This window comes from Rhizobium sp. BR 314 (genome assembly GCF_047445805.1).
GTDB classification, from domain to species: domain Bacteria; phylum Pseudomonadota; class Alphaproteobacteria; order Rhizobiales; family Rhizobiaceae; genus Rhizobium; species Rhizobium lusitanum_B.
Window position 1 is genome coordinate 437252 of record NZ_JARWLA010000001.1, and the last position, 17860, is coordinate 455111.

Genomic DNA, 17860 nt, shown 5'->3' on the forward strand with positions numbered 1-17860 from the left:
ATGATCGATTCTCTGCTCACTGCCGTCATTACGTTTGTTGTCTTCGCCGCGGGCTTTTCTGCATACAAGACGCGCGAGATCGAGCAAACCTATCCCAACATAGGCGAGTTGACCGACATCGGTGGCTATCGCCTCAATGCGGTGCATCTGCCGCGTCCGGCATCGGCCGACCTCCCTGCCCTCGTCTTCATCCACGGCGCAAGCGGCAATCTGCGCGACCAGCTCGCTGCCTTTGCCGGCCCCTTGAGCGGTCGCGCTGAAATGCTCTTCATTGATCGCCCCGGCCATGGCTATTCCGAGCGCGGGCCGGCGGAAAATGCATTTCCCTCGGGTCAGGCCGATGCCATCGCAAGATTGATGGACAAGCGCGGCATCAAGAGCGCCATCATCATCGGCCACTCGTTCGGCGGCGCCATCGCCGCCGCATTCGGCATGCGCCATCCGGACAGGACCGAAGGCCTGTTGTTCCTGGCACCAGCCACGCATCCCTGGCCCGGCGGCGTCGACTGGTACTATACGCTCGCCGCGATGCCCATCTTGGGCTGGCTTTTCACGCATCTCGTCGTCATGCCGATCGGCCTGCGCAGGGTCGAGACCGGTACGCTCAGCATCTTTCACCCCAACGCGCGGCCGGCGGACTACATCATGAAGACGGCGCCGGAGCTGGTGCTGCGGCCTCATACCTTCCGCAACAATGCCACCGACGTGGTCAATCTCCTTGCCTATGTCTCCACCCATGCGCCGCGCTACAACGAGATCAAGGCACCCACCGTCATCATCACCGGCGATAGCGACGACATCGTACTGGAGGAGCTGCATTCGCGCGGGCTTGCGCGCGATATTGGCGGCGCCGAGCTCGTCACCATCCGCAATCTCGGCCACAAGCCCGACTATGTGACGACCGATGTCGCGATTGCCGCCTTAGAACGGCTGGCCGGCCAGCCGCGCGATCTGCAGATGCTTGCCGCGCAGGCGGAAATCCGCATCACCAGCCTCACCGAGGAAGCGTCGCAGGCCAATGAAGTATCTCAGGTCGTAACGACATCGTAGCCGGGCTCATCCTCGAAAATCCGGCTCTGCGGCACCGTCTCGACGGTTTGCCGCACCGACTGCAGGATGATTGATGCCAGACGCTCCGTCGCAGGGCTCGCCTCGGCCTCGGCGCGATGCAGCACGAGATCGAGCTTTGGCAAAGCCGGCAGACCGGCCTCGCCGGGCGTCATTTGCCGCACCTTCGGCGGCAGACCGAGCGGCGTGCGCAGCGCAAGTCCGAGGCCGGCCGCCGTCGCTGCCCACAGACCTCCAAGGCTCGGGCTGACGAAGGATATCCGCCAGCCGATGCCGGCGCGGTCGAGCGTTTTCGTCGCAATATTCCGCAGCAGGCATGGCGCCTCGAGCGAGGCGAGCGGCATGGCCTCGCCGCCGTCGGCGTGCCATTGCATGTCGCCGTTCGCGGGGCCGACCCAGCAGAGCGGCACTTCGGCAACGCGATCCGTATGAGCAGTGCGAAAGCCGTCACTCCAAGCAAGCGCTAAGTCAAGTTTGCCAGACGTGACCCGCTCGACCAGCTCGACATTACGCACGACGCGCGCCTCTATACGCACCTTCGGATGCGCGCGGGCAAACCGCCCAAGCACCTCAGGCAGCAGGGTTTCACCGAAATCCTCCTGCAATCCCAGCCGCACCCAGCCCTCAAGCTCGGTTCCATGCAGCGCCGTGGCAGCCTCGTCATTCAGATCCAGCAGCCGCCGGGCATAGCCGAGCATGGTCTCGCCTGCGTCCGTCAGCGCCAGCCCCCGGCCCGCCTTGCGGAAGATGGGCGTACCCGCCTGCTCCTCAAGCTTCTTGAGCTGCGCACTGATGGCAGAGGTCGAACGACCCAGGCGGTCAGCCGCCTTGGCGTAGCTGCCGAGATCCATGCCGGTGACGAAGCTGCGCAGCACTTCGAGATCGAAGATAATCTTCCGCATGGATAATCATCCATATTTTTGGGACTATAAATCCAGAATTATCTGATTTTCGGGACGATTATCTACTGGCATTCTATGATCGTCAAGAGACACGGAAACAGGAGCAATTCCATGCCATTCACCCGTATCACCCTTCTGCGCGGCAAATCGCCGGAATATCTCAAGGCACTGTCGGACAATTTTCATCGCGGCCTGGTCGAGGCCTTCGATACGCCGCCGACCGATCGCTTCCAGTCGATCCATCAACTGGAGCCGCATGAACTTATCTTCGATCGGACCTATCTCTCCAGCAAACCGCGTTCGGACGATTACGTTTTCTTCGACGTCACGATTGGCAAGCCGCGCAGCACCGAGACCAAGAAGGCCTTCTATCGCCGCGTTGTCGAGCTTCTTGCAGATGCGCCTGGCGTCCGCGCCGAGGACATCATGATCACCATCACGACCGCGACGCGCGAGGATTGGTCTTTCGCCGATGGCCGCGCCCAGATGATCGAACAGGTTTGAGAGCCATGTCACAGGCCACATCTATCCAGTCGCCCGCCATTCATCGTGCCGGCACGAATATGCGGCAATCGCCCGAGGGGATTGCGACAACCTCCTTCCTGGTCGAATCGCTGGTGGAAAGCAGTGAGAATGGCGGCTTGACCGCCATGCGCTGCGACCTCGAACCCGGCATCATGACGCGCTGGCATACGCATCCGCATGGGCAGATCCTCTATGTTCTGTCCGGCGTCGGCCTTGCCGAACGCTTCGGCGGCCCGGCAGAGGAGTTGCGCGCCGGCGATTGCATCAGCTTCGCACCGAATGAACGCCATCGGCACGGTGCGGCACCGGAACATCCCTTTTCCTATATCAGCATCCAGGCGGCACAGGATGGAAGCGCCGTAACCTGGCTGGAGGAATGACCAATGATCGCCATGCAATATAACTTCGCCCTTCCCGCGGATTACGACATGGCGATCATCGATCGCCGCATCCGCGAGAAAGGCCCGCTGCTCGACAATCTCCCCGGTTTGAAGTTCAAGGCTTACCTGACGGCGAGAAAGGGTGATGCGGTGACGGAGAGCCGGCAGAACTTCTATTCTCCCTTCTACGTCTGGCAGCAGGAAGAAGGCCTGAGCGATTTCGTCTGCGGTCCCGGCTTCCTTGCCTTGAGCGAGAACTTCGGCCGCCCCCAGATCAATACCTGGATCGCCTGGCACGCAGATACGTCCAAGGATATTCGAAGCACCAAATTTGCCACGCGCGAGGTGATCGGGATCGATGCCGCAACATCGCTCGCCGAACTCCGCGCAAACGAGACTGAGGCAGCAGCGCAGGCCATATCCGATGGCGAAGCGCTGGCATCGGTGGTCGCCTTCGAGCCGACGCACTGGACCCTGGTGCGCTTCCGCCTGTTGGCTGAACCATCGAAGGATGCGGCAAGTTCCGGCCTGCAGACATACAATGTCGGGCATCTCTCACTGCCCGGCATCGCCTGAAGTGTCACGGAGACAATCTCATTGTTTTAAAGGAGAGGTGCGCGCTTTATGGATGGAAAGTCTTTCTGAAGCAGAAGAGTGATCCCTCCATGGTCGATATTGCAATGATCGAAGCCGCCCGCACTCGCCTCGGCGGTCGGGCCCGGCGCACGCCGCTCCTCTCCTCTCCCTTTCTCGATGAGATTGCCGGCCGCCGCCTGTTCGTGAAAGCCGAGTGCCTGCAACACTCCGGTTCCTTCAAGTTTCGCGGCGGCTGGTCGGCGGTCTCGGCGCTGGAGCCAACCGTACGCGCCAGGGGAGTGATCGCCTTCTCGTCCGGCAATCACGCTCAAGGCGTGGCACTGGCGGCAAAGCTGCATGGCGTCCCTGCCGTCATCATTATGCCGACGGACGCTCCGAAGCTGAAGATCGCCAATACCCGCGCCTTCGGTGCAGAAGTCGTGCTCTATGACCGCGTCAAGGAAGATCGCGACGAGATCGGCGCACGCATTTCCAAAGAGCGTGGCCTGACGCTCATCAAGCCCTTCGACGAGCCGCAGGTCATCGCCGGCCAGGGAACGACCGGACTCGAAATCGCCGAACAGGCTGCCGAGGAAGGCATCGAGGCGGCAAGCGTCCTCGTCCCTTGCGGTGGTGGCGGCTTGACCTCGGGCATCGCGCTGGCGCTCGAATCCCGCGCTCCTCGCTTCAAGGTGCATCCCTGCGAACCACAGGACTTCGACGATACCGCCCGCTCGCTCGCCTCGGGCAAGATCGAACGCAATGCTGCGCTGCAAGGCTCGATCTGCGATGCGATCATCACACCGCAGCCGGGCAACATCACCTACCCGATCCTGAAGCGTCTTTGCGGCCCCGGCCTCGTCGTGACAGATGAGGAAGCGCAAAAAGCCATGGCACTTGCCTTCACTCGCTTGAAGATTGTTGTGGAACCGGGCGGCGCCGTCGCGCTGGCGGCAGCGCTGTTCCACGGCAAGGATATCGGCGGCGATACAGCGATCGCCATCACCTCGGGCGGCAATGTCGATCAAGATGTCTTTGAAGCGGCTCTGAACCGCCACTAGACCTCAGTTGGTGGCGCGACGATAGAGCGCCAGCGATCCGGCAAGAGCCAGCAGCGCGCCGCCACAGGCGCGCTCGAGCCATTTCGCCCCTTCCGATTTCAGCACCCTTACCGCCTGCGAGCCGAAAACGGCGTAGGCTAACATGATGGTGAAATCGAGCGTAGCGAAGATGGCACCCAGAATGATGTATTGCTGCAGCTGCGGCGCCGAGGGGTCGATAAACTGTGGCAGGAAAGCCGAGAAGAAAAGATAGCCCTTCGGGTTGGTGACGGCGACCATGAAGCTCTTCAGGCCAATGGAAAATGCCGTTCCCTTCGGCCGCGTTGCGCTCGCCCGCAAGGCGCCGTCGATACCCCCCTTTGAGCGCAGCATCATGATGCCGAGAAAGGCGAGATAGGCCGCCCCCACCCATTTCAGAGCCGAGAACCAGAACTCGGAGGCGGCGAGCAGAGCACCAAGACCAATGGTGACGGCACCGATCAGAACCGCATCGGAAAGAACAGCACCGATCATGCCCGGCAAGGCGCGTCTGACCCCGAAACGCGAACCATTCGTCAGCGCCAGAAGCACGGTCGGTCCGGGCGTTGCGATACCAATGAAGGAAACGGCGGTAAAGGCGAGCAGCGTGGTCAGATGCATGATGTCCCTCCTCGTTGAGCAAGGAAGGTTGCATGCGGTGCAACGGTTAGCAAGTACCGGCATGGTTTCCTGCGTGTCACGTTTCGATATCCTCCATCGCCTCTCGACAGACCCGACCGCCCCTCCCCGCGCGCCTCAGCAACGCGGAAGAGAGACCTGCTGCCTCTTCGCTGCAATCATCCCCCTGAGGTCGGCATTGGCGCTCAAGGTGATGAAGCCTTCGCCACGAGCGGGCTTGAGATAGGTCGACACGGCCAAAGGTCCCGCGGGGATGGTCTCGCGCGTACAGCCGCCGGTCACGGTAATCTCGATGCTGCCGCGCACGCGCGGCCCATGCTGAAGTGAAGCGCGTGTGCGTTCCTGGATCGCTGCCAGCCGCGGCACATCCGTCGGCGCGACCCGCCAGGCACTCAGCGCAAACCCAGATTTGACCTCCGTGGCCAGAGATTGCAGCTCTGCCGGCTCGGTCGTTTCAAGAAGGACGAACCTGTCGACGGTTTCATCGCTGCTGCCGTCGGTCTTCGTCTTCACGGTCATCACGAAATCACCCGGCCGCAAGGCCAGCGCAGAAGGTTGACGCAGCCCAGCCCTGACCTCGGCAAAATCCATGGTGAGGAAATTGAGCCGGGCGAGCTTCGGCAGGCTGGAAAGCGGCGTGCTCAGGCAGCCACCCAACGCCAGCAAGGCAAGCAGCATGAAGACACGCGGAATAACGAGGGATATCGGCATAAGAATTCCTCATTGACGATCATTAATTATCGTAATACAGAAATTAAATATCGAGTCAATTGGAGCGTTCTCATGACGCATATCATCGATCACCCGCCGGCAGGGGTGACGGATCGCCGCCGGCGCTGGGCGCGCATCATGTCCGGATCGACCGTTGCGGGCATGGTCTTCACGGTCGCGGCCATGATCTGGATATGGGTCGATAAGAGCACCGTTCAGACCATGCTGGCGCCTTATCTCGGCATCGCCGGTTCCCCCGTAACGGTCACATTGGCCACTCAGCTCATGGGACTGGCCCTGTCTGCGCCGCCGGCTGCCCTGCTCGTCTATCTCCTGCTGCAGGCGCGCGCGGTCTTCACTGGCTTTATCGCCGGTCATGCCATCACCGATATCGCCGCAGCGCGGGTATGGCGTATCGGCATGATCCTGATCGCCAAGGGTCTTCTCCTGCCGTTCTGGCGGATGGTCGCCAGCGTTCTCATCACGCTCGGCAATACTCCCGGACAGAGACTTGCGGCTCTGACCATAAGCCTTGACGATATTCTGTGGGCGATTGTCGGAGGGCTTCTCGTCGCCATCGGCTGGACCTTGCGGGAAGCGGCCCGCATCGCCGATGAGAATGCGAATTTCGTCTAAAGAGTTTTCGCTTTTCTTCGCGTGGCGAAAAGCTCGATCTCTTTGTTTTGTGCACTCCGGATGCGAAGCCGCCGTGCATTCTCATGGAAATGCTTTCATGCCGATCCTCGTCAATCTCGATGTCATGCTGGCGCGCCGAAAGATGCGTTCAAAGGAATTAGCCGCGGAGGTGGGCATCACGGAAGCCAATATCTCGTTGTTGAAATCCGGCAAAGTGAAGGGCATCCGCTTCGAGACCCTGGAGGCGATCTGCAAAGCGCTGGATTGCCAACCGGGCGATCTTCTCGAGTTCGTCGGCGAAGAAGATTCGCGATTGAGCCGCCCAGACGCGGGATAAGTACGCACACGTTGGCAACGACGCGATGGGCTTCCCCTCCAAGAAAAAAACCCGCCCTCTTTAGAAGGCGGGTCCGCATATTTCAGGCCATAGCCAGTATCTTATGTCGGCAATCAGACGCCCGACTGGCCGTCGGAACCAATATAGGCGATGCGCAACATGTTGGTCGCGCCCGGCGTGCCAAGCGGCACACCGGCCGAAATGATGATGCGGTCGCCCGGCTTACCGAAACCTTCGTCGGCGACGATGCGGCAAGCATTGTTGACCATGTCGTCGAGGTCGGTCGCATCGTGCGTGACCACGCAGTGCAGCCCCCAGACCACGGAAAGACGGCGAGCCGTCTGGATGATCGGCGACAGCGCCAGGATCGGGACCTGCGGACGCTCGCGCGAGGCGCGCATGCCCGTCGTCCCGGACGAGGTGTAGCAAACGATCGCGGCGAGCTTCAGTGTCTCGGCGATCTGACGGGCGGCAAGCGAAATCGCGTCGGCACCGGTTGCCTCAGGCAAAGCGCGCTGGGCATAGATGATGCCGGGATAATGCGGCTCGCGCTCGATGGTACCGGCGATGGACGCCATCATCGAAACGGCTTCGACCGGATAGTCGCCGGAAGCGGATTCGGCCGAGAGCATAACGGCATCGGCGCCTTCGAAGACGGCAGTTGCAACGTCGGACACTTCGGCGCGGGTCGGGACCGGCGCGGAGATCATCGATTCCAGCATCTGCGTGGCGACGACCACCGGCTTGCCGGAACGGCGGCAAGCGCGGATCAGCTGCTTCTGAATGCCGGGAACGGACTCCAGCGGCATTTCAACGCCAAGGTCACCACGCGCGACCATCAGCGCGTCGGAAAGTTCAATGATTTCCTCGATGCGTTCGACAGCCTGCGGCTTTTCGATCTTCGACATCAGACCGACGCGACCATGCGAGATCTTACGGACTTCCGTGAGGTCTTCCGGGCGTTGGATGAAGGAGAGTGCGACCCAGTCGACTTCATTGGTGGCGAGAACAGCATCGAGGTCGATGCGGTCTTTCTCGGTCAGCGCGCCGACGCCGAGTAGCGTGTCGGGCAGGCTGACGCCCTTGCGGTCGGAGATCTTCGTGCCGGAAATGACCGTGGTCACGATGCTCTTGCCGTCGCACTTCTCGGCACGCAGTGCCAGCTTGCCGTCATCGATCAGCAGGCGATGGCCGGGCTGCACCGATTCCAGAATTTCCGGATGCGGCAGATAGACACGCGTGTTGTCGCCGGGGATATCCTGATTGTCGAGCGTGAAAGTCTGGCCGGGCTTCAGGTCGACTTTGGTGTCGGCAAACTTGCCGACGCGCAGCTTGGGACCCTGCAAGTCGGCGAGAATACCGATCGGACGGCCACAGCGGCTCTCGACGGCGCGAATACGCTGGATCAGCGTACGCATCACATCATGGCTGGCATGGCTCATGTTGATGCGGAACAGGTCCGCCCCGGCCTCATGAAGCTTCTGGATCATCTCTTCGGAGGAGGATGCCGGACCGAGCGTTGCGAGGATTTTGACTTTTCTGTTGCGTTTCATCAATTCTGGCTTTCCTGGCTGCCCGGGGTATCGGAGAGCTGAACCATCCAGCTCGCCTGACGCCCCGTGTCGTATTCCTTGAATCCCATCTTCTGGTAGCCGCGCGCATAGCAGTCCTTCACGCCTGGGATCTTGAATTCGTTTTCCGCCACGCACATTTCGACATCGCCGGTCCAGCGGCCGCCACGAGCCGCATCTTCTGCGTAGAGATAATAATAGCGGGATTGGAGAGGCCCTTCGATCAGGGTCGCGCAGGTATTGGCCGGAATCTGCCACCAGCCTTCCGTTACCCAGCCTTCCTTGGCCCTATAGCCGATTGCCACGCCAACGAGGTTCTGTGTTCCGTTGCAAGTTCGGAAATCGGCGCGAGCCGCATTCGGCATGAAAAAGAACGGCGCTGCTACAGCGAGAATGAGGAAGGCGATTCGGGCTAGCGGACCTGACCGCTTAACGAAACGTGGCGCGACTTGGCTGGACACGGCTTCCAATTGGCTCCCGGTTATTCGTTGTTGCGTCTTCTTGCGCTGCCATCCGATGAATGTCAACGCAACTCTAATCGATTATATTTTCTTCACGGGATGGTGACGGCACCATGCGCCGCTCGCCATCCAACGGACGTTGCAAACCTTGCACCTTCCATCCGCGCATGCAATCAAACAAAGAGTTGAAAATTTTAATAATCGACAATCCGCATGACCAACTTCGCATCATTCGAAATCATATCGGGCAATCGTGACAAAGGCATGGTCATTCTCGGGGATCACGCCATGCGGCATCTGCCCGAGCGTTACGGCCGCCTGGGATTGCCGGAGGCTGCTTTTTCGCGCCACATCGCCTACGATATCGGCATCGAAAGCCTGTGCCGCCATCTCTGCGGGCGATTGGACGTGCCGGGTGTGCTCGGCGGCTTTTCCCGCCTGTTGATCGATCCGAACCGCGGCGAGGACGACCCGACGCTGATCATGAAGATCTCCGACGGAGCGATCATATCAGGCAACCACCCGATCTCGGATGAAGAGTGGAGCTACCGTATAGAGGCCTTCCACAGACCCTATCACAAGGCGGTCGACGAGACGATTTCCGCAGTGGCCGAGGCGACGGGCAAAGCACCCCTGATATTCTCGATGCATTCCTTCACGCCGGCATGGAAGAGCGTGCCGCGTCCCTGGCACGCAGCCGTTCTTTGGGATAGCGACGAGCGTGCCGTAGTCCCGCTTCTTGCAAAGCTTGGCGCCGATACCGATCTCGTTATTGGCGACAACGAGCCTTACGACGGCGCCTTGCGCAACGACACCATGTTCCGCCATTGCATGATGAAAGGCATTCCGCATGCGCTGCTGGAGGTCCGCCAGGATCTGATCGGCGACGAGGCTGGGGTTACCGAATGGGCCGACCGGCTGGCACCGATCTTCGCACAGATCAATGCCGATCCAGCCCTGCACGAATACAAACGCTATCCTTCGCGCACCGGTCCTTACGAGGCATGAGGCGGCGAGCGAACCGAGGAGAACAGAGATGACCGCACTTACCAGAGAACAAGAAACCGAACTCGAGGCTGCCGCCTTTCGCCGCCTCGTTGTGCACCTGCGCGAACGCAGCGATGTCCAGAACATCGACCTGATGAATCTCGCCGGCTTCTGCCGCAACTGCCTGTCCAATTGGTACCGCGAAGCAGCCGAAGAGGCAGGTCTGCCCGTCAGCAAGGACGAGTCGCGCGAGATGATCTACGGCATGCCCTATGAGGATTGGAAGAACCAGCATCAGAAAGAGGCCTCGCCTGTGCAAAAAGCCGCTTTCGAGCAGAACAAGCCGAAAGATTAACGCTCCCTTCACCAATCCGGCTTGACCTTGCGCGCCATTCGCGGCACGTCAACTGCCCGATCGAATTCGAAATACCGCGCAGGCCCTGAAGCGAAGTGTAGCATCGGTTGAGCCACCGATCCCATTTGCGACCGGCTTCGAGCGACCCTCTAGGACCCTTTAGGAGAAGTGCATGGAAGAGAATAGCGTCGAGAACGTAGCGGCAGCCGAACTGCGCCAATTCATCGAGCGTATCGAGCGCCTGGAAGAAGAGAAGGCCGCGATCGCCTCCGATATCAAGGACGTCATGGGCGAAGCCAAGGGCCGCGGCTACGACACCAAGGCGATCCGCACGATCATCCGCCTTCGCAAGAAGGACGCGAACGAGCGCCTGGAAGAAGAATCCATCCTGCAGACCTACATGGCCGCCCTTGGCATGGAATAATCGCAGGCTTTCGACAGCCTTGCGAGATGATCGGGAGCCGGCTTGCCGGCTCCTTTCTTTTTGCCCTCACGAGAGAGACAAAGCGTCGCCAGAACCTCTCCGCCTTTCCTCGAAACGCGACAACGCTCTATCCCTTTGTTGTTACGCGATTCCGGACAGAAAACCGCTGCGCACTTTTCCTGGAATTGCTCTATGCAAAAAGGCGCTCGATCAGGTCGGCAGCCTTGCCCTGCCAGAGCTCGCCCTTGCCGGTTCCCGACCAGAGAGACAGAAAGTCCGGCGATCCCTGTGCGGTCGAAGCGCCGCGCATGTCACGCGTGAACTTGTTCTGCGCGGGAAAGGGAAGAATCCCTTCCGGCTTTCGGTCCATTTCGTCCATGAACCGGTTTTCGATGCCGCGAGCGAAGCGGCCGGAGAAGGCGCGTGTCGTCCGCGTCCTGCGCTCCGATGTTTCGAGAAGCTTCTTGCGATAGGGTGCCGATGTCCCGGCTTCAGTACAGGCGAGGAACGCCGTCCCCATCTGCACCGCTCGCGCGCCAGCCTTCAGCGCAGCCCGTATGTCCTCTGCGGTCATAAGGCCGCCGGCCGCAATCAGGGGCACGCGGATAGTGCCTGCACATTGCGCCAGAAGGTCACGAATGCCGATCTCCGGGTCGGCAGCCTTGACACCGAAAATGCCGCGATGCCCGCCCGCTTCGAAGCCCTGCAGCGTCACCGCATCCACGCCGCTGTCTTCGAGCGCCCTCGCCTCCTCAAGCGTCGTCGCCGTGCCGATTAGCGGAATACCCGCCTTCTTCGCCTCGCGCACATGATCGGCAGACAATAAGCCGAAGACGAAGCTGAAACATGCCGGCTTGAGGCGCAGCACCGCCTCGAATTGCGGGCCGAAATCCTCTTCGTAAGGAGGGCTAAGTTCCGGTGATGGCAACTCCAACTCCTGGCGATATCCGGCGGTCGCCTCGATAGCGCGCTCGACCCGATCTGCAGCGACTTCGGGGATCGAGTGCGGAATAAACAGATTGATCGAAAATGGCTTGTCGGTTCGCTGGCGCACCTGGGCTGCAAACGTCTCGATCGCGGCGGCGTTGGAATAGGCGCCTCCCATGGCGCCGAGCGCACCCGCAGCCGAAGCGGCCGCCACGAGATCGACCGAGGAAGGACCGCCCGCCATCGGCGCGACGATCAAGGGATGCTTCAAGCCAAGTTTTTGAAAAAGATCACTGTCCGTAAGGGCAGACATGTCCATGTTCCTTTCAGGAATGTCTGTTTGAATCTCAACTCAACATAGGCGCTGCCCGCCAGTTTGCCAAAGCAATTTCAGGATATGGGCAAGGCACCTCTTTGTCCGAAAACTACGAAAGACAAGCATTTATAATAGGTTACAGATTCCGCAACGCGTTCACCCGCGTCAGGAGCGACCAAGCGCCGCGGTGCGTGCCTCGATCGCCGCAACCACCGATATCATGTCAAGCCGGCCATTGCCGAGTTCGACGCTTTCTCCGTAAAGCGTTCGGCACAGGTCGAGCAGCGGCGACGCCGTCCCGGCAACTTGGGCGGCCTGCGCGATCAGATTTGTGCTGTTGAATGCGTCCGCAGTCGCCGCCTGCACTGAAAAGTCCCGAGCGACAAGCTTCGGAATTTTCACGCGGGTCAGATCGCTCGCCATAGGCCCGGAGCCGATGGCCGCCTGGAAAGTCGAAAGATCGAGCCCGTTCCGCTCGGCAAAATGCGCCGCCTCGGCAAGTCCGGCCAGCATCGTGCAGAGATAGAGATTGACCGCCAGCTTCATCAGCAGCGCATTGCCGACCGGACCGCACAGGATCGTTTCGCGGCACATCGGCACAAGCAGCGGCCTTACCTCTTCGACCGTCTCGGCATCACCCCCCAGCAATGCGACAAGCTGCGCCGTCTCTGCCGGCTTCCTGGAGCCCGAAACCGGCGCTTCGACATAGCGGCCGCCGGCAGCAAGAATATCGGCAGCAAGACCGCGCGAGTATTCGGGCGGGTTGGATCCCATCGAAACCACGATATGCCCGGCAACCAGCTTCGCGAAACCCGGCTCTCCGCGCTGCAAAACGGTGTCCAGCGCCGCTTCGTTGATGAGCATCAGGATGACGATACGGGCGCGCTCGAATACTTCCTCGACGCTTTCCGCGACGCTGGCGCCAGCCTCGCGCAGCGGGTCGGTCGCTGCCGGCGACCGGTTCCAAACGACAAGCTTCGTGCCCGCTCTTGCAAGATTAAGGGCCATAGGCTGGCCCATGACGCCGAGACCGACAAAGCCGATCTCCTCGCCCGGCTCGCCGCCGGGACGTTCACTGACGTTTGTCATCACAACAACTCCGATGGTTTTCGGGTAACTATGCGATCTCAGATGTCAGGGCCCGGCGGGAGGGCCCCTTTTGAGTTCCCGCCGGATGTCTATCGAGCTCCGGTGAAATTGACGCGGATCAAGGACTTTCCGCTTAGAACAGGCGGTCCAGCCACTCGTTCTTGTCCGGCGCACGGCCGAACTGGATATCGGTCAGCGCGGCCTTCAGACGGAGCGTTGTAGCCCCGGCATTGCCATCGCCGATCGTGAAGTTGTGCTTGCGGCCCTTCACCTTGCCGATCGGCGTAACGACTGCCGCAGTACCGCAGGCGAAGGATTCGCGCAGGCGCCCACTCTGCGCATCGGCCTGCCACTGCTCGATCGAATAGGGCTCTTCGCGAACCGTGAGGCCCATGTCGCGTCCGAGCTTGATCAGCGAGTCGCGGGTGATGCCCGGAAGAATGGTGCCCGTCAGCGGCGGCGTCTGCAGCGAGCCGTCGTCGAAAACGAAGAAGATGTTCATGCCGCCAAGCTCTTCGATCCAGCGCTTTTCGACGGCATCGAGGAACACGACCTGATCGCAGCCTTCACGCTGGCCTTCGGCGAGCGCGGAAAGGCTTGCAGCATAGTTGCCGCCGCACTTAGCTGCACCGGTGCCGCCGGGAGCCGCGCGGGTATAATTCTCCGAAACCCAGAGCGTGACAGCCGATGCGCCGCCCTTGAAATAGGAGGCAACCGGCGAAGCGATGACGCAGAAAAGGTAGTCCGTGGCCGGCCGGGTACCGAGCGCGGATTCCGAACCGATCATGAACGGCCGAAGATAGAGCGATGCCCCCTCTGCGGTCGGGATCCACTCACGATCGATCTTGACCAGTTCGCGGACGGATTCGACGAAGACCTTTTCCGGCAGCGGCGGCATGGCCAGACGCTCGGCCGAATTGTGGAAGCGCTGCGCGTTGGCGGTCGGGCGGAAGAGCGCTGCCCCGCCGTCAGGCAGGTGGTAGGCCTTCATGCCTTCGAAGATTTCCTGCGCATAGTGGAGCACCACGGTCGCCGGATCGAGAGCCAGCGCCTTGCGCGCTTCGATCTTGGCGCCATGCCAGCCGCGATCCTGCGAATAGCGGATCGTCACCATGTGATCGGTGAATACGCGGCCAAAGCCCGGGTTCTGCAGCAGAGCTTCACGCTCGCTGGCCGTTGCGGGGCTCGAATTTTTCTGAATGTCGAACGTAAGTGCGTCGCCGTTACTCATGGCTCCTCCAATGCTTCATTTGTTGCGGCTTGGGCCGCCGATCTCCCGAAAGAAGAATTAAACCAAATCGGGTGGTATTTGATTGCGTTTACGCCTGTTGCCGCGCAAGTTTAAGAGCGCTTTAGATAAATTTTCGACCGGAATCGCTATTTTTCGCCCATCAGCCTGTCGCGCCTTCCGTCGGCCCCGTATCAAAGCGCTCCCGCTACCGCTTCCGCCGCAAGCACACCACTCTCGTAGGCGCCATGCGCCGTCGAGTACCGAGCCCGCGAACAAGCTTCCCCGGCAAAGAAAAGGCGATCATTATGGGGCGCGGCCAACACGCCGCGCAGGTCGGAGGCACCGGGAACAGCGTAGGAATAGGACCCGCCGACAAAGGGCTCGCTCGCCCAGGCAGACGCGACGAGAGGCGAAAGTTTCGCTCCGATACCCCCACCGAAGACGCGCTTCAGTTGCTCCACCGAAAAGTCAAAGGCTGCTTCTCTGCCTTGCCGTTCGAGATCGAGCGCAAGATCCCCGGCGAAATAGGCCTCGATAACAGGCGCGCCGAACGGCCGCAGCTGATAGGCGCCGGTGCGGCGATCCTGCCGCGACCCCATGACATGCGTATCCTCGGGGAACATGCCGGGCTCGGAGGTCTGGATGAAAAGCTTGTTGGCCAGCCCGAGAGGCAAACGCGAAGCAGCCTCGATCTTCTCCGGCAGCGGCGGCCAGAAGGCGATCCGCTCTGCGGCAAGGACATTGGTGGAGACGGAGACAACAACCGCCCTTGCCTTAAGCTCACCCTTGCTTGTCGAAATGACAAGACGATCCGCGCCGCTATGGTCGATCCGGTTGACCTCAACGCCAAGAATGGTCGGCACCGGTAGACCATATGTGGCGACAAGCGTGCCGTAGCCTTCGCGGACGCGCCAGTCCGGGCCGGAACCGGGGTCATAGCGGCCGAGATCGATGACCGAAGACTTGGGTAATTCCGCACCAGTCATGAATGCGCCGAGGGCGTAGATCCTTTCGCGCCACGGTTCGTCCGCGGGCAACATGGCCGAGAGATCGGTGTCACCAGCTCCATCATAGTCGTCGACCCGCTCGAAAAAGTCAGCCACCGCGCTTGCGGCCGCCTTCATATCAGGGTCGCCGCGCTCGAATTGCCGTCCGCCGTCGCTCCAAGGGGCCGGCGTGCGATCGACCGTCAGGCCGATCTCTTCGGTAATCTTCGTCCAGGGATTGCCGCGCGCGCCGTGCAGCCAGCCGCAGCCGAGATCGAGTGCCGCGCCATTCGCACCGAAGGGATGGACCGTTCGCGCCCGCCCACCGACACGATCGGAAGCTTCGAGCAGCACGATGGAAAGATCGGGCTGTAGCAACTGCAGGCGCCGGGCAGCACCGACACCGGCAGCGCCGGCGCCAATCACGGCGACGTCAACTTCGCCGCCCCTCCAGGATACGCTGGGCATTCCATTTCCTTTTCGCACACGCGCCTGACGATCTGTAACTGACCTTCGCGCGCCATGTAAACGGCACTGCGGCTGTGCATACCAAATTGCCGCATTGAGATGCGGCTCCGAATGTCGTAGTTGCTTTGGACAATAATGGGGGCAAACGTGCGGAAGCGAACCTTTGGGACAACGCAGTGGCTGGTGCGCATTCTATGCGCCGTCGCTCTGCTGTCCGTCGGCTTTGCCCACCGCCCCGCCGTTTCGGCAGCAGCCGAACCCACCCCGTTCGAACTCGCTCAATACCGCCTGCCGGATGGAACACTGCCGATCATCTGCGTCACCGAAAGGACGCCTGACGGCAAGGAGCACAGCAAGGCCTATATGCCGGGATGCGAAGCATGCCGCATTTCCGCAGCCGCCCTGCTCCCTGCCCCGCCGACGGACATCTGCGAGCATCTCGCCTTTGTCCGTGACGATGTCGTCGTTGCCAAGAACGAGGCATTCCACCGCCAGCTTTATCCGCCCAATAGCGGCCCACGCGCTCCTCCCACCCTGCGAAGCTTTGCCTGAACCCTGCGTCCCGGCCCATGTCGTGACGCTTGTCGTCAATGGCGGCCGGACCATGCACGAGCGCTAGTCGTGCCGGCTGCGGGTAAGGTGCCCTTCCCGCCGATGTCTCGAAGCTTGATGGAGCGCTCATAGCGGCTCCTAAGGTGACATCGGCAAGGGCAGTGACCGGAGCGGCCGCGTCTCCCCCGCAGATAGGCATTCCTCTCTCAGACTGGATCATTCCGCGCCGCCGCCTCTTCGGGGAGTCCCCCATGTCTGCCTTCACCGCGACCGAGCCGAGTGCCGTCGCAGCCGACAATATCTCACTCTATCGCGCGATCTGGCGCTGGCATTTCTTCGCCGGTCTGCTTGTCATTCCCTTCCTGCTCAATCTGGCGATCACCGGGTCCATCTATCTTTTCAAGGATCAGATCGCCGACACCTTCTATGCTCATCGCCACATCGTCGCCGACACCGGCTTCACGCTCCCGCCGCAGAAGATCGTCGACGCGGCGCTGGCGGCAATGCCGGGCGCCAAAGCGACATCCTATCGCGAGGCTGCCGCGGGAGACCGCTCCGCCATGGTAACGGTGTCGAAGGCGGGCCAATCGACGCTCGTCTACGTCAATCCGCACAATGGCGAGGTGCTCGGCTCGGTCGGCTCCAAGCAGGAGTTCAGCTGGGTCGTCAAACGCATCCACAGTCTCGAATATTTCGGCACCTGGACCAATCGCATCATCGAAATCGTCGGCGGCTTCGCCCTGATGCTTGTTGTGACCGGCATCTATCTCTGGTGGCCGCGGCGCCAGACGGGCGGCGTGCTGACGGTTCGCGGCACTCCATCCCGCCGCGTCTTCTGGCGCGATCTGCATGCCGTGACCGGCGCGATCGCCGGCATCCTCATTTTCTTCCTGGCATTCACGGGCATGCCCTGGTCCGGCTATTGGGGCGCCAATGTCAACGCCTGGCTGACGGCAAACGACTTGGGAACGCCGGCGGCGGTCTGGGACGACGTTCCGAAATCGACGAAGGTGACACAGGATGTCGTCAGCCGCGCCGGCTGGATCGTCGAGAACGCTCCCGTTCCGCTTTCCAACACGGCTTCAGTTCAATCGGCCCGGCCGATCGGCCTGAATGAAGCCGTCAACATCATGCACGGATTGGGAATGATCGCCGGCGCAGATCTGGCAATCCCGATGGACGAGACGGGCGTCTACACCGCCAGCCACTACTTCGGTGATCTCGGCAAGGAGCGCACCGTTCATATCGACCAGTACTCCGGCAAACCGCTGGTCGATATTTCCTTCGATCAATATCCGGCGCTCGGCAAGGCGATCGAATGGGGCATCAACGTCCATCAGGGACAGGAATGGGGCCTCTTCAACCAGTTGCTGATGCTGGCGACCTGCCTTGCCATCATCCTCAGTTGCATCACCGCCGTCATGATGTGGTGGAAGCGCCGGCCGACCGGCCGCCTCGGCGTGCCGCCCATGCCGCCGCAGAGGTCCGTCTATATCGGCCTGTGGCTGATCGCGATCGTCTTCGGCGCGGCCTTTCCGCTGACCGGTTTCGCCATCGTGGTGATGCTGCTGCTCGACCAGACCATCCTTCGTTTTGTACCGCCGCTGAAGCGGTTCTTCTCATGAAAGGCGGCGCGGCAG

General features: G+C 61.1%; 21 protein-coding genes. 12 read left to right on the top strand and 9 right to left on the bottom strand.

Annotated elements, in window-relative coordinates; translation table 11 throughout:
- Positions 1-1050 carry an alpha/beta fold hydrolase gene (locus QD461_RS02140; protein ID WP_414086262.1) on the top strand — a complete coding sequence of 350 codons (1050 nt, stop codon included), beginning with the start codon at positions 1-3 and terminating at the stop codon, positions 1048-1050.
- On the opposite strand, the gene QD461_RS02145 is transcribed toward QD461_RS02140, so the two are convergent.
- The gene (locus QD461_RS02145; protein WP_414086263.1) at positions 1029-1970 is read right to left on the bottom strand and encodes a LysR substrate-binding domain-containing protein; all 942 of its coding nucleotides are present in this window, start codon (positions 1968-1970) and stop codon (positions 1029-1031) included. The two genes, QD461_RS02140 and QD461_RS02145, sit on opposite strands and share 22 nt — an antisense overlap.
- A 111-nt stretch (positions 1971-2081) precedes the next feature.
- Between QD461_RS02145 and QD461_RS02150 the strand changes: the two genes are divergently transcribed.
- From QD461_RS02150 to QD461_RS02165, 4 genes are all read left to right on the top strand, one after another.
- A complete protein-coding gene (locus tag QD461_RS02150) occupies positions 2082-2474 on the top strand; it encodes a tautomerase family protein (RefSeq protein ID WP_414086264.1) in 393 nt (130 codons plus the stop codon).
- A gap of 5 nt (positions 2475-2479) precedes the next feature.
- On the top strand, positions 2480-2875 hold the full coding sequence (locus QD461_RS02155; protein ID WP_414086265.1) for a cupin domain-containing protein: 396 nt from the start codon (positions 2480-2482) through the stop codon (positions 2873-2875).
- Positions 2876-2878: 3 nt separating this feature from the next.
- On the top strand, positions 2879-3451 hold the full coding sequence (locus tag QD461_RS02160) for a DUF4865 family protein (protein ID WP_414086266.1): 573 nt from the start codon (positions 2879-2881) through the stop codon (positions 3449-3451).
- 89 nt (positions 3452-3540) lie between these two features.
- Positions 3541-4512: a threonine ammonia-lyase gene (locus tag QD461_RS02165; RefSeq protein WP_414086267.1), complete on the top strand. Its 972-nt coding sequence runs from the start codon at positions 3541-3543 to the stop codon at positions 4510-4512.
- Between the two features lie 3 nt (positions 4513-4515).
- On the opposite strand, the gene QD461_RS02170 is transcribed toward QD461_RS02165, so the two are convergent.
- The gene (locus QD461_RS02170; RefSeq protein WP_414086268.1) at positions 4516-5151 is read right to left on the bottom strand and encodes a LysE family translocator; all 636 of its coding nucleotides are present in this window, start codon (positions 5149-5151) and stop codon (positions 4516-4518) included.
- Between the two features lie 135 nt (positions 5152-5286).
- Positions 5287-5880 (bottom strand): hypothetical protein, encoded by a 594-nt coding sequence (locus QD461_RS02175; RefSeq protein WP_414086269.1) that lies wholly within the window; start codon positions 5878-5880, stop codon positions 5287-5289.
- 72 nt (positions 5881-5952) lie between these two features.
- Between QD461_RS02175 and QD461_RS02180 the strand changes: the two genes are divergently transcribed.
- Together QD461_RS02180 and QD461_RS02185 are read left to right on the top strand one after the other, a co-directional pair.
- The gene (locus tag QD461_RS02180; protein WP_414086270.1) at positions 5953-6516 is read left to right on the top strand and encodes a hypothetical protein; all 564 of its coding nucleotides are present in this window, start codon (positions 5953-5955) and stop codon (positions 6514-6516) included.
- A 97-nt stretch (positions 6517-6613) separates the two neighbouring features.
- Positions 6614-6853, top strand: coding sequence for a helix-turn-helix domain-containing protein (locus QD461_RS02185; RefSeq protein WP_414086271.1), 240 nt, complete (start codon positions 6614-6616; stop codon positions 6851-6853).
- A gap of 113 nt (positions 6854-6966) precedes the next feature.
- Here the strand turns inward: QD461_RS02185 and pyk are convergent, their stop codons facing one another.
- Together pyk and QD461_RS02195 are read right to left on the bottom strand one after the other, a co-directional pair.
- Complete coding sequence (gene pyk / locus QD461_RS02190) at positions 6967-8406, bottom strand: pyruvate kinase (RefSeq protein WP_184702612.1); 1440 nt, start codon at positions 8404-8406, stop codon at positions 6967-6969.
- Positions 8406-8894, bottom strand: coding sequence for a DUF1036 domain-containing protein (locus QD461_RS02195; RefSeq protein ID WP_184703222.1), 489 nt, complete (start codon positions 8892-8894; stop codon positions 8406-8408). The genes pyk and QD461_RS02195 overlap by 1 nt, the downstream gene beginning before the upstream one ends.
- 204 nt (positions 8895-9098) lie before the next feature.
- Between QD461_RS02195 and QD461_RS02200 the strand changes: the two genes are divergently transcribed.
- The 3 genes from QD461_RS02200 to QD461_RS02210 all read left to right on the top strand — a co-directional run bounded on the left by QD461_RS02200 (position 9099) and on the right by QD461_RS02210 (position 10651).
- Entirely contained in the window at positions 9099-9893 is a 795-nt protein-coding gene (locus QD461_RS02200) for an N-formylglutamate amidohydrolase (RefSeq protein ID WP_414086272.1), read from the top strand.
- A gap of 28 nt (positions 9894-9921) precedes the next feature.
- Entirely contained in the window at positions 9922-10227 is a 306-nt protein-coding gene (locus QD461_RS02205) for a DUF1244 domain-containing protein (RefSeq protein WP_414086273.1), read from the top strand.
- A gap of 172 nt (positions 10228-10399) precedes the next feature.
- Positions 10400-10651 (top strand): DUF2312 domain-containing protein, encoded by a 252-nt coding sequence (locus QD461_RS02210; RefSeq protein ID WP_004117455.1) that lies wholly within the window; start codon positions 10400-10402, stop codon positions 10649-10651.
- Positions 10652-10841: 190 nt separating this feature from the next.
- On the opposite strand, the gene QD461_RS02215 is transcribed toward QD461_RS02210, so the two are convergent.
- From QD461_RS02215 to QD461_RS02230, 4 genes are all read right to left on the bottom strand, one after another.
- Positions 10842-11891: an NAD(P)H-dependent flavin oxidoreductase gene (locus QD461_RS02215; protein ID WP_414086274.1), complete on the bottom strand. Its 1050-nt coding sequence runs from the start codon at positions 11889-11891 to the stop codon at positions 10842-10844.
- Between the two features lie 168 nt (positions 11892-12059).
- Positions 12060-12983: an NAD(P)-dependent oxidoreductase gene (locus tag QD461_RS02220; protein WP_414086275.1), complete on the bottom strand. Its 924-nt coding sequence runs from the start codon at positions 12981-12983 to the stop codon at positions 12060-12062.
- Positions 12984-13116: 133 nt separating this feature from the next.
- Entirely contained in the window at positions 13117-14214 is a 1098-nt protein-coding gene (locus QD461_RS02225) for a branched-chain amino acid aminotransferase (protein WP_184702603.1), read from the bottom strand.
- A 191-nt stretch (positions 14215-14405) separates the two neighbouring features.
- Positions 14406-15668 carry a flavin monoamine oxidase family protein gene (locus QD461_RS02230; protein WP_414086276.1) on the bottom strand — a complete coding sequence of 421 codons (1263 nt, stop codon included), beginning with the start codon at positions 15666-15668 and terminating at the stop codon, positions 14406-14408.
- 135 nt (positions 15669-15803) lie between these two features.
- Between QD461_RS02230 and QD461_RS02235 the strand changes: the two genes are divergently transcribed.
- A complete protein-coding gene (locus tag QD461_RS02235) occupies positions 15804-16220 on the top strand; it encodes a hypothetical protein (RefSeq protein WP_414086339.1) in 417 nt (138 codons plus the stop codon).
- A gap of 251 nt (positions 16221-16471) precedes the next feature.
- On the top strand, positions 16472-17845 hold the full coding sequence (locus QD461_RS02240) for a PepSY-associated TM helix domain-containing protein (RefSeq protein ID WP_414086277.1): 1374 nt from the start codon (positions 16472-16474) through the stop codon (positions 17843-17845).
- Positions 17846-17860 lie beyond the last annotated feature (15 nt).

Excerpts from the sequence above, each read along its gene's own strand:
- QD461_RS02155 (WP_414086265.1), top strand. The coding sequence starts at position 2,480 with ATGTCACAGGCCACATCTATCCAGTCGCCCGCCATTCATCGTGCCGGC.
- QD461_RS02230 (WP_414086276.1), bottom strand. The coding sequence starts at position 15,668 with ATGCCCAGCGTATCCTGGAGGGGCGGCGAAGTTGACGTCGCCGTGATT.
- QD461_RS02185 (WP_414086271.1), top strand. The coding sequence starts at position 6,614 with ATGCCGATCCTCGTCAATCTCGATGTCATGCTGGCGCGCCGAAAGATG.
- QD461_RS02200 (WP_414086272.1), top strand. The coding sequence starts at position 9,099 with ATGACCAACTTCGCATCATTCGAAATCATATCGGGCAATCGTGACAAA.
- QD461_RS02160 (WP_414086266.1), top strand. The coding sequence starts at position 2,879 with ATGATCGCCATGCAATATAACTTCGCCCTTCCCGCGGATTACGACATG.
- QD461_RS02210 (WP_004117455.1), top strand. The coding sequence starts at position 10,400 with ATGGAAGAGAATAGCGTCGAGAACGTAGCGGCAGCCGAACTGCGCCAA.
- QD461_RS02235 (WP_414086339.1), top strand. The coding sequence starts at position 15,804 with ATGGGGGCAAACGTGCGGAAGCGAACCTTTGGGACAACGCAGTGGCTG.
- pyk (WP_184702612.1), bottom strand. The coding sequence starts at position 8,406 with ATGAAACGCAACAGAAAAGTCAAAATCCTCGCAACGCTCGGTCCGGCA.
- QD461_RS02180 (WP_414086270.1), top strand. The coding sequence starts at position 5,953 with ATGACGCATATCATCGATCACCCGCCGGCAGGGGTGACGGATCGCCGC.
- QD461_RS02220 (WP_414086275.1), bottom strand. The coding sequence starts at position 12,983 with ATGACAAACGTCAGTGAACGTCCCGGCGGCGAGCCGGGCGAGGAGATC.
- QD461_RS02205 (WP_414086273.1), top strand. The coding sequence starts at position 9,922 with ATGACCGCACTTACCAGAGAACAAGAAACCGAACTCGAGGCTGCCGCC.
- QD461_RS02150 (WP_414086264.1), top strand. The coding sequence starts at position 2,082 with ATGCCATTCACCCGTATCACCCTTCTGCGCGGCAAATCGCCGGAATAT.
- QD461_RS02215 (WP_414086274.1), bottom strand. The coding sequence starts at position 11,891 with ATGTCTGCCCTTACGGACAGTGATCTTTTTCAAAAACTTGGCTTGAAG.
- QD461_RS02170 (WP_414086268.1), bottom strand. The coding sequence starts at position 5,151 with ATGCATCTGACCACGCTGCTCGCCTTTACCGCCGTTTCCTTCATTGGT.
- QD461_RS02240 (WP_414086277.1), top strand. The coding sequence starts at position 16,472 with ATGTCTGCCTTCACCGCGACCGAGCCGAGTGCCGTCGCAGCCGACAAT.
- QD461_RS02175 (WP_414086269.1), bottom strand. The coding sequence starts at position 5,880 with ATGCCGATATCCCTCGTTATTCCGCGTGTCTTCATGCTGCTTGCCTTG.
- QD461_RS02140 (WP_414086262.1), top strand. The coding sequence starts at position 1 with ATGATCGATTCTCTGCTCACTGCCGTCATTACGTTTGTTGTCTTCGCC.
- QD461_RS02145 (WP_414086263.1), bottom strand. The coding sequence starts at position 1,970 with ATGCGGAAGATTATCTTCGATCTCGAAGTGCTGCGCAGCTTCGTCACC.
- QD461_RS02225 (WP_184702603.1), bottom strand. The coding sequence starts at position 14,214 with ATGAGTAACGGCGACGCACTTACGTTCGACATTCAGAAAAATTCGAGC.
- QD461_RS02165 (WP_414086267.1), top strand. The coding sequence starts at position 3,541 with ATGGTCGATATTGCAATGATCGAAGCCGCCCGCACTCGCCTCGGCGGT.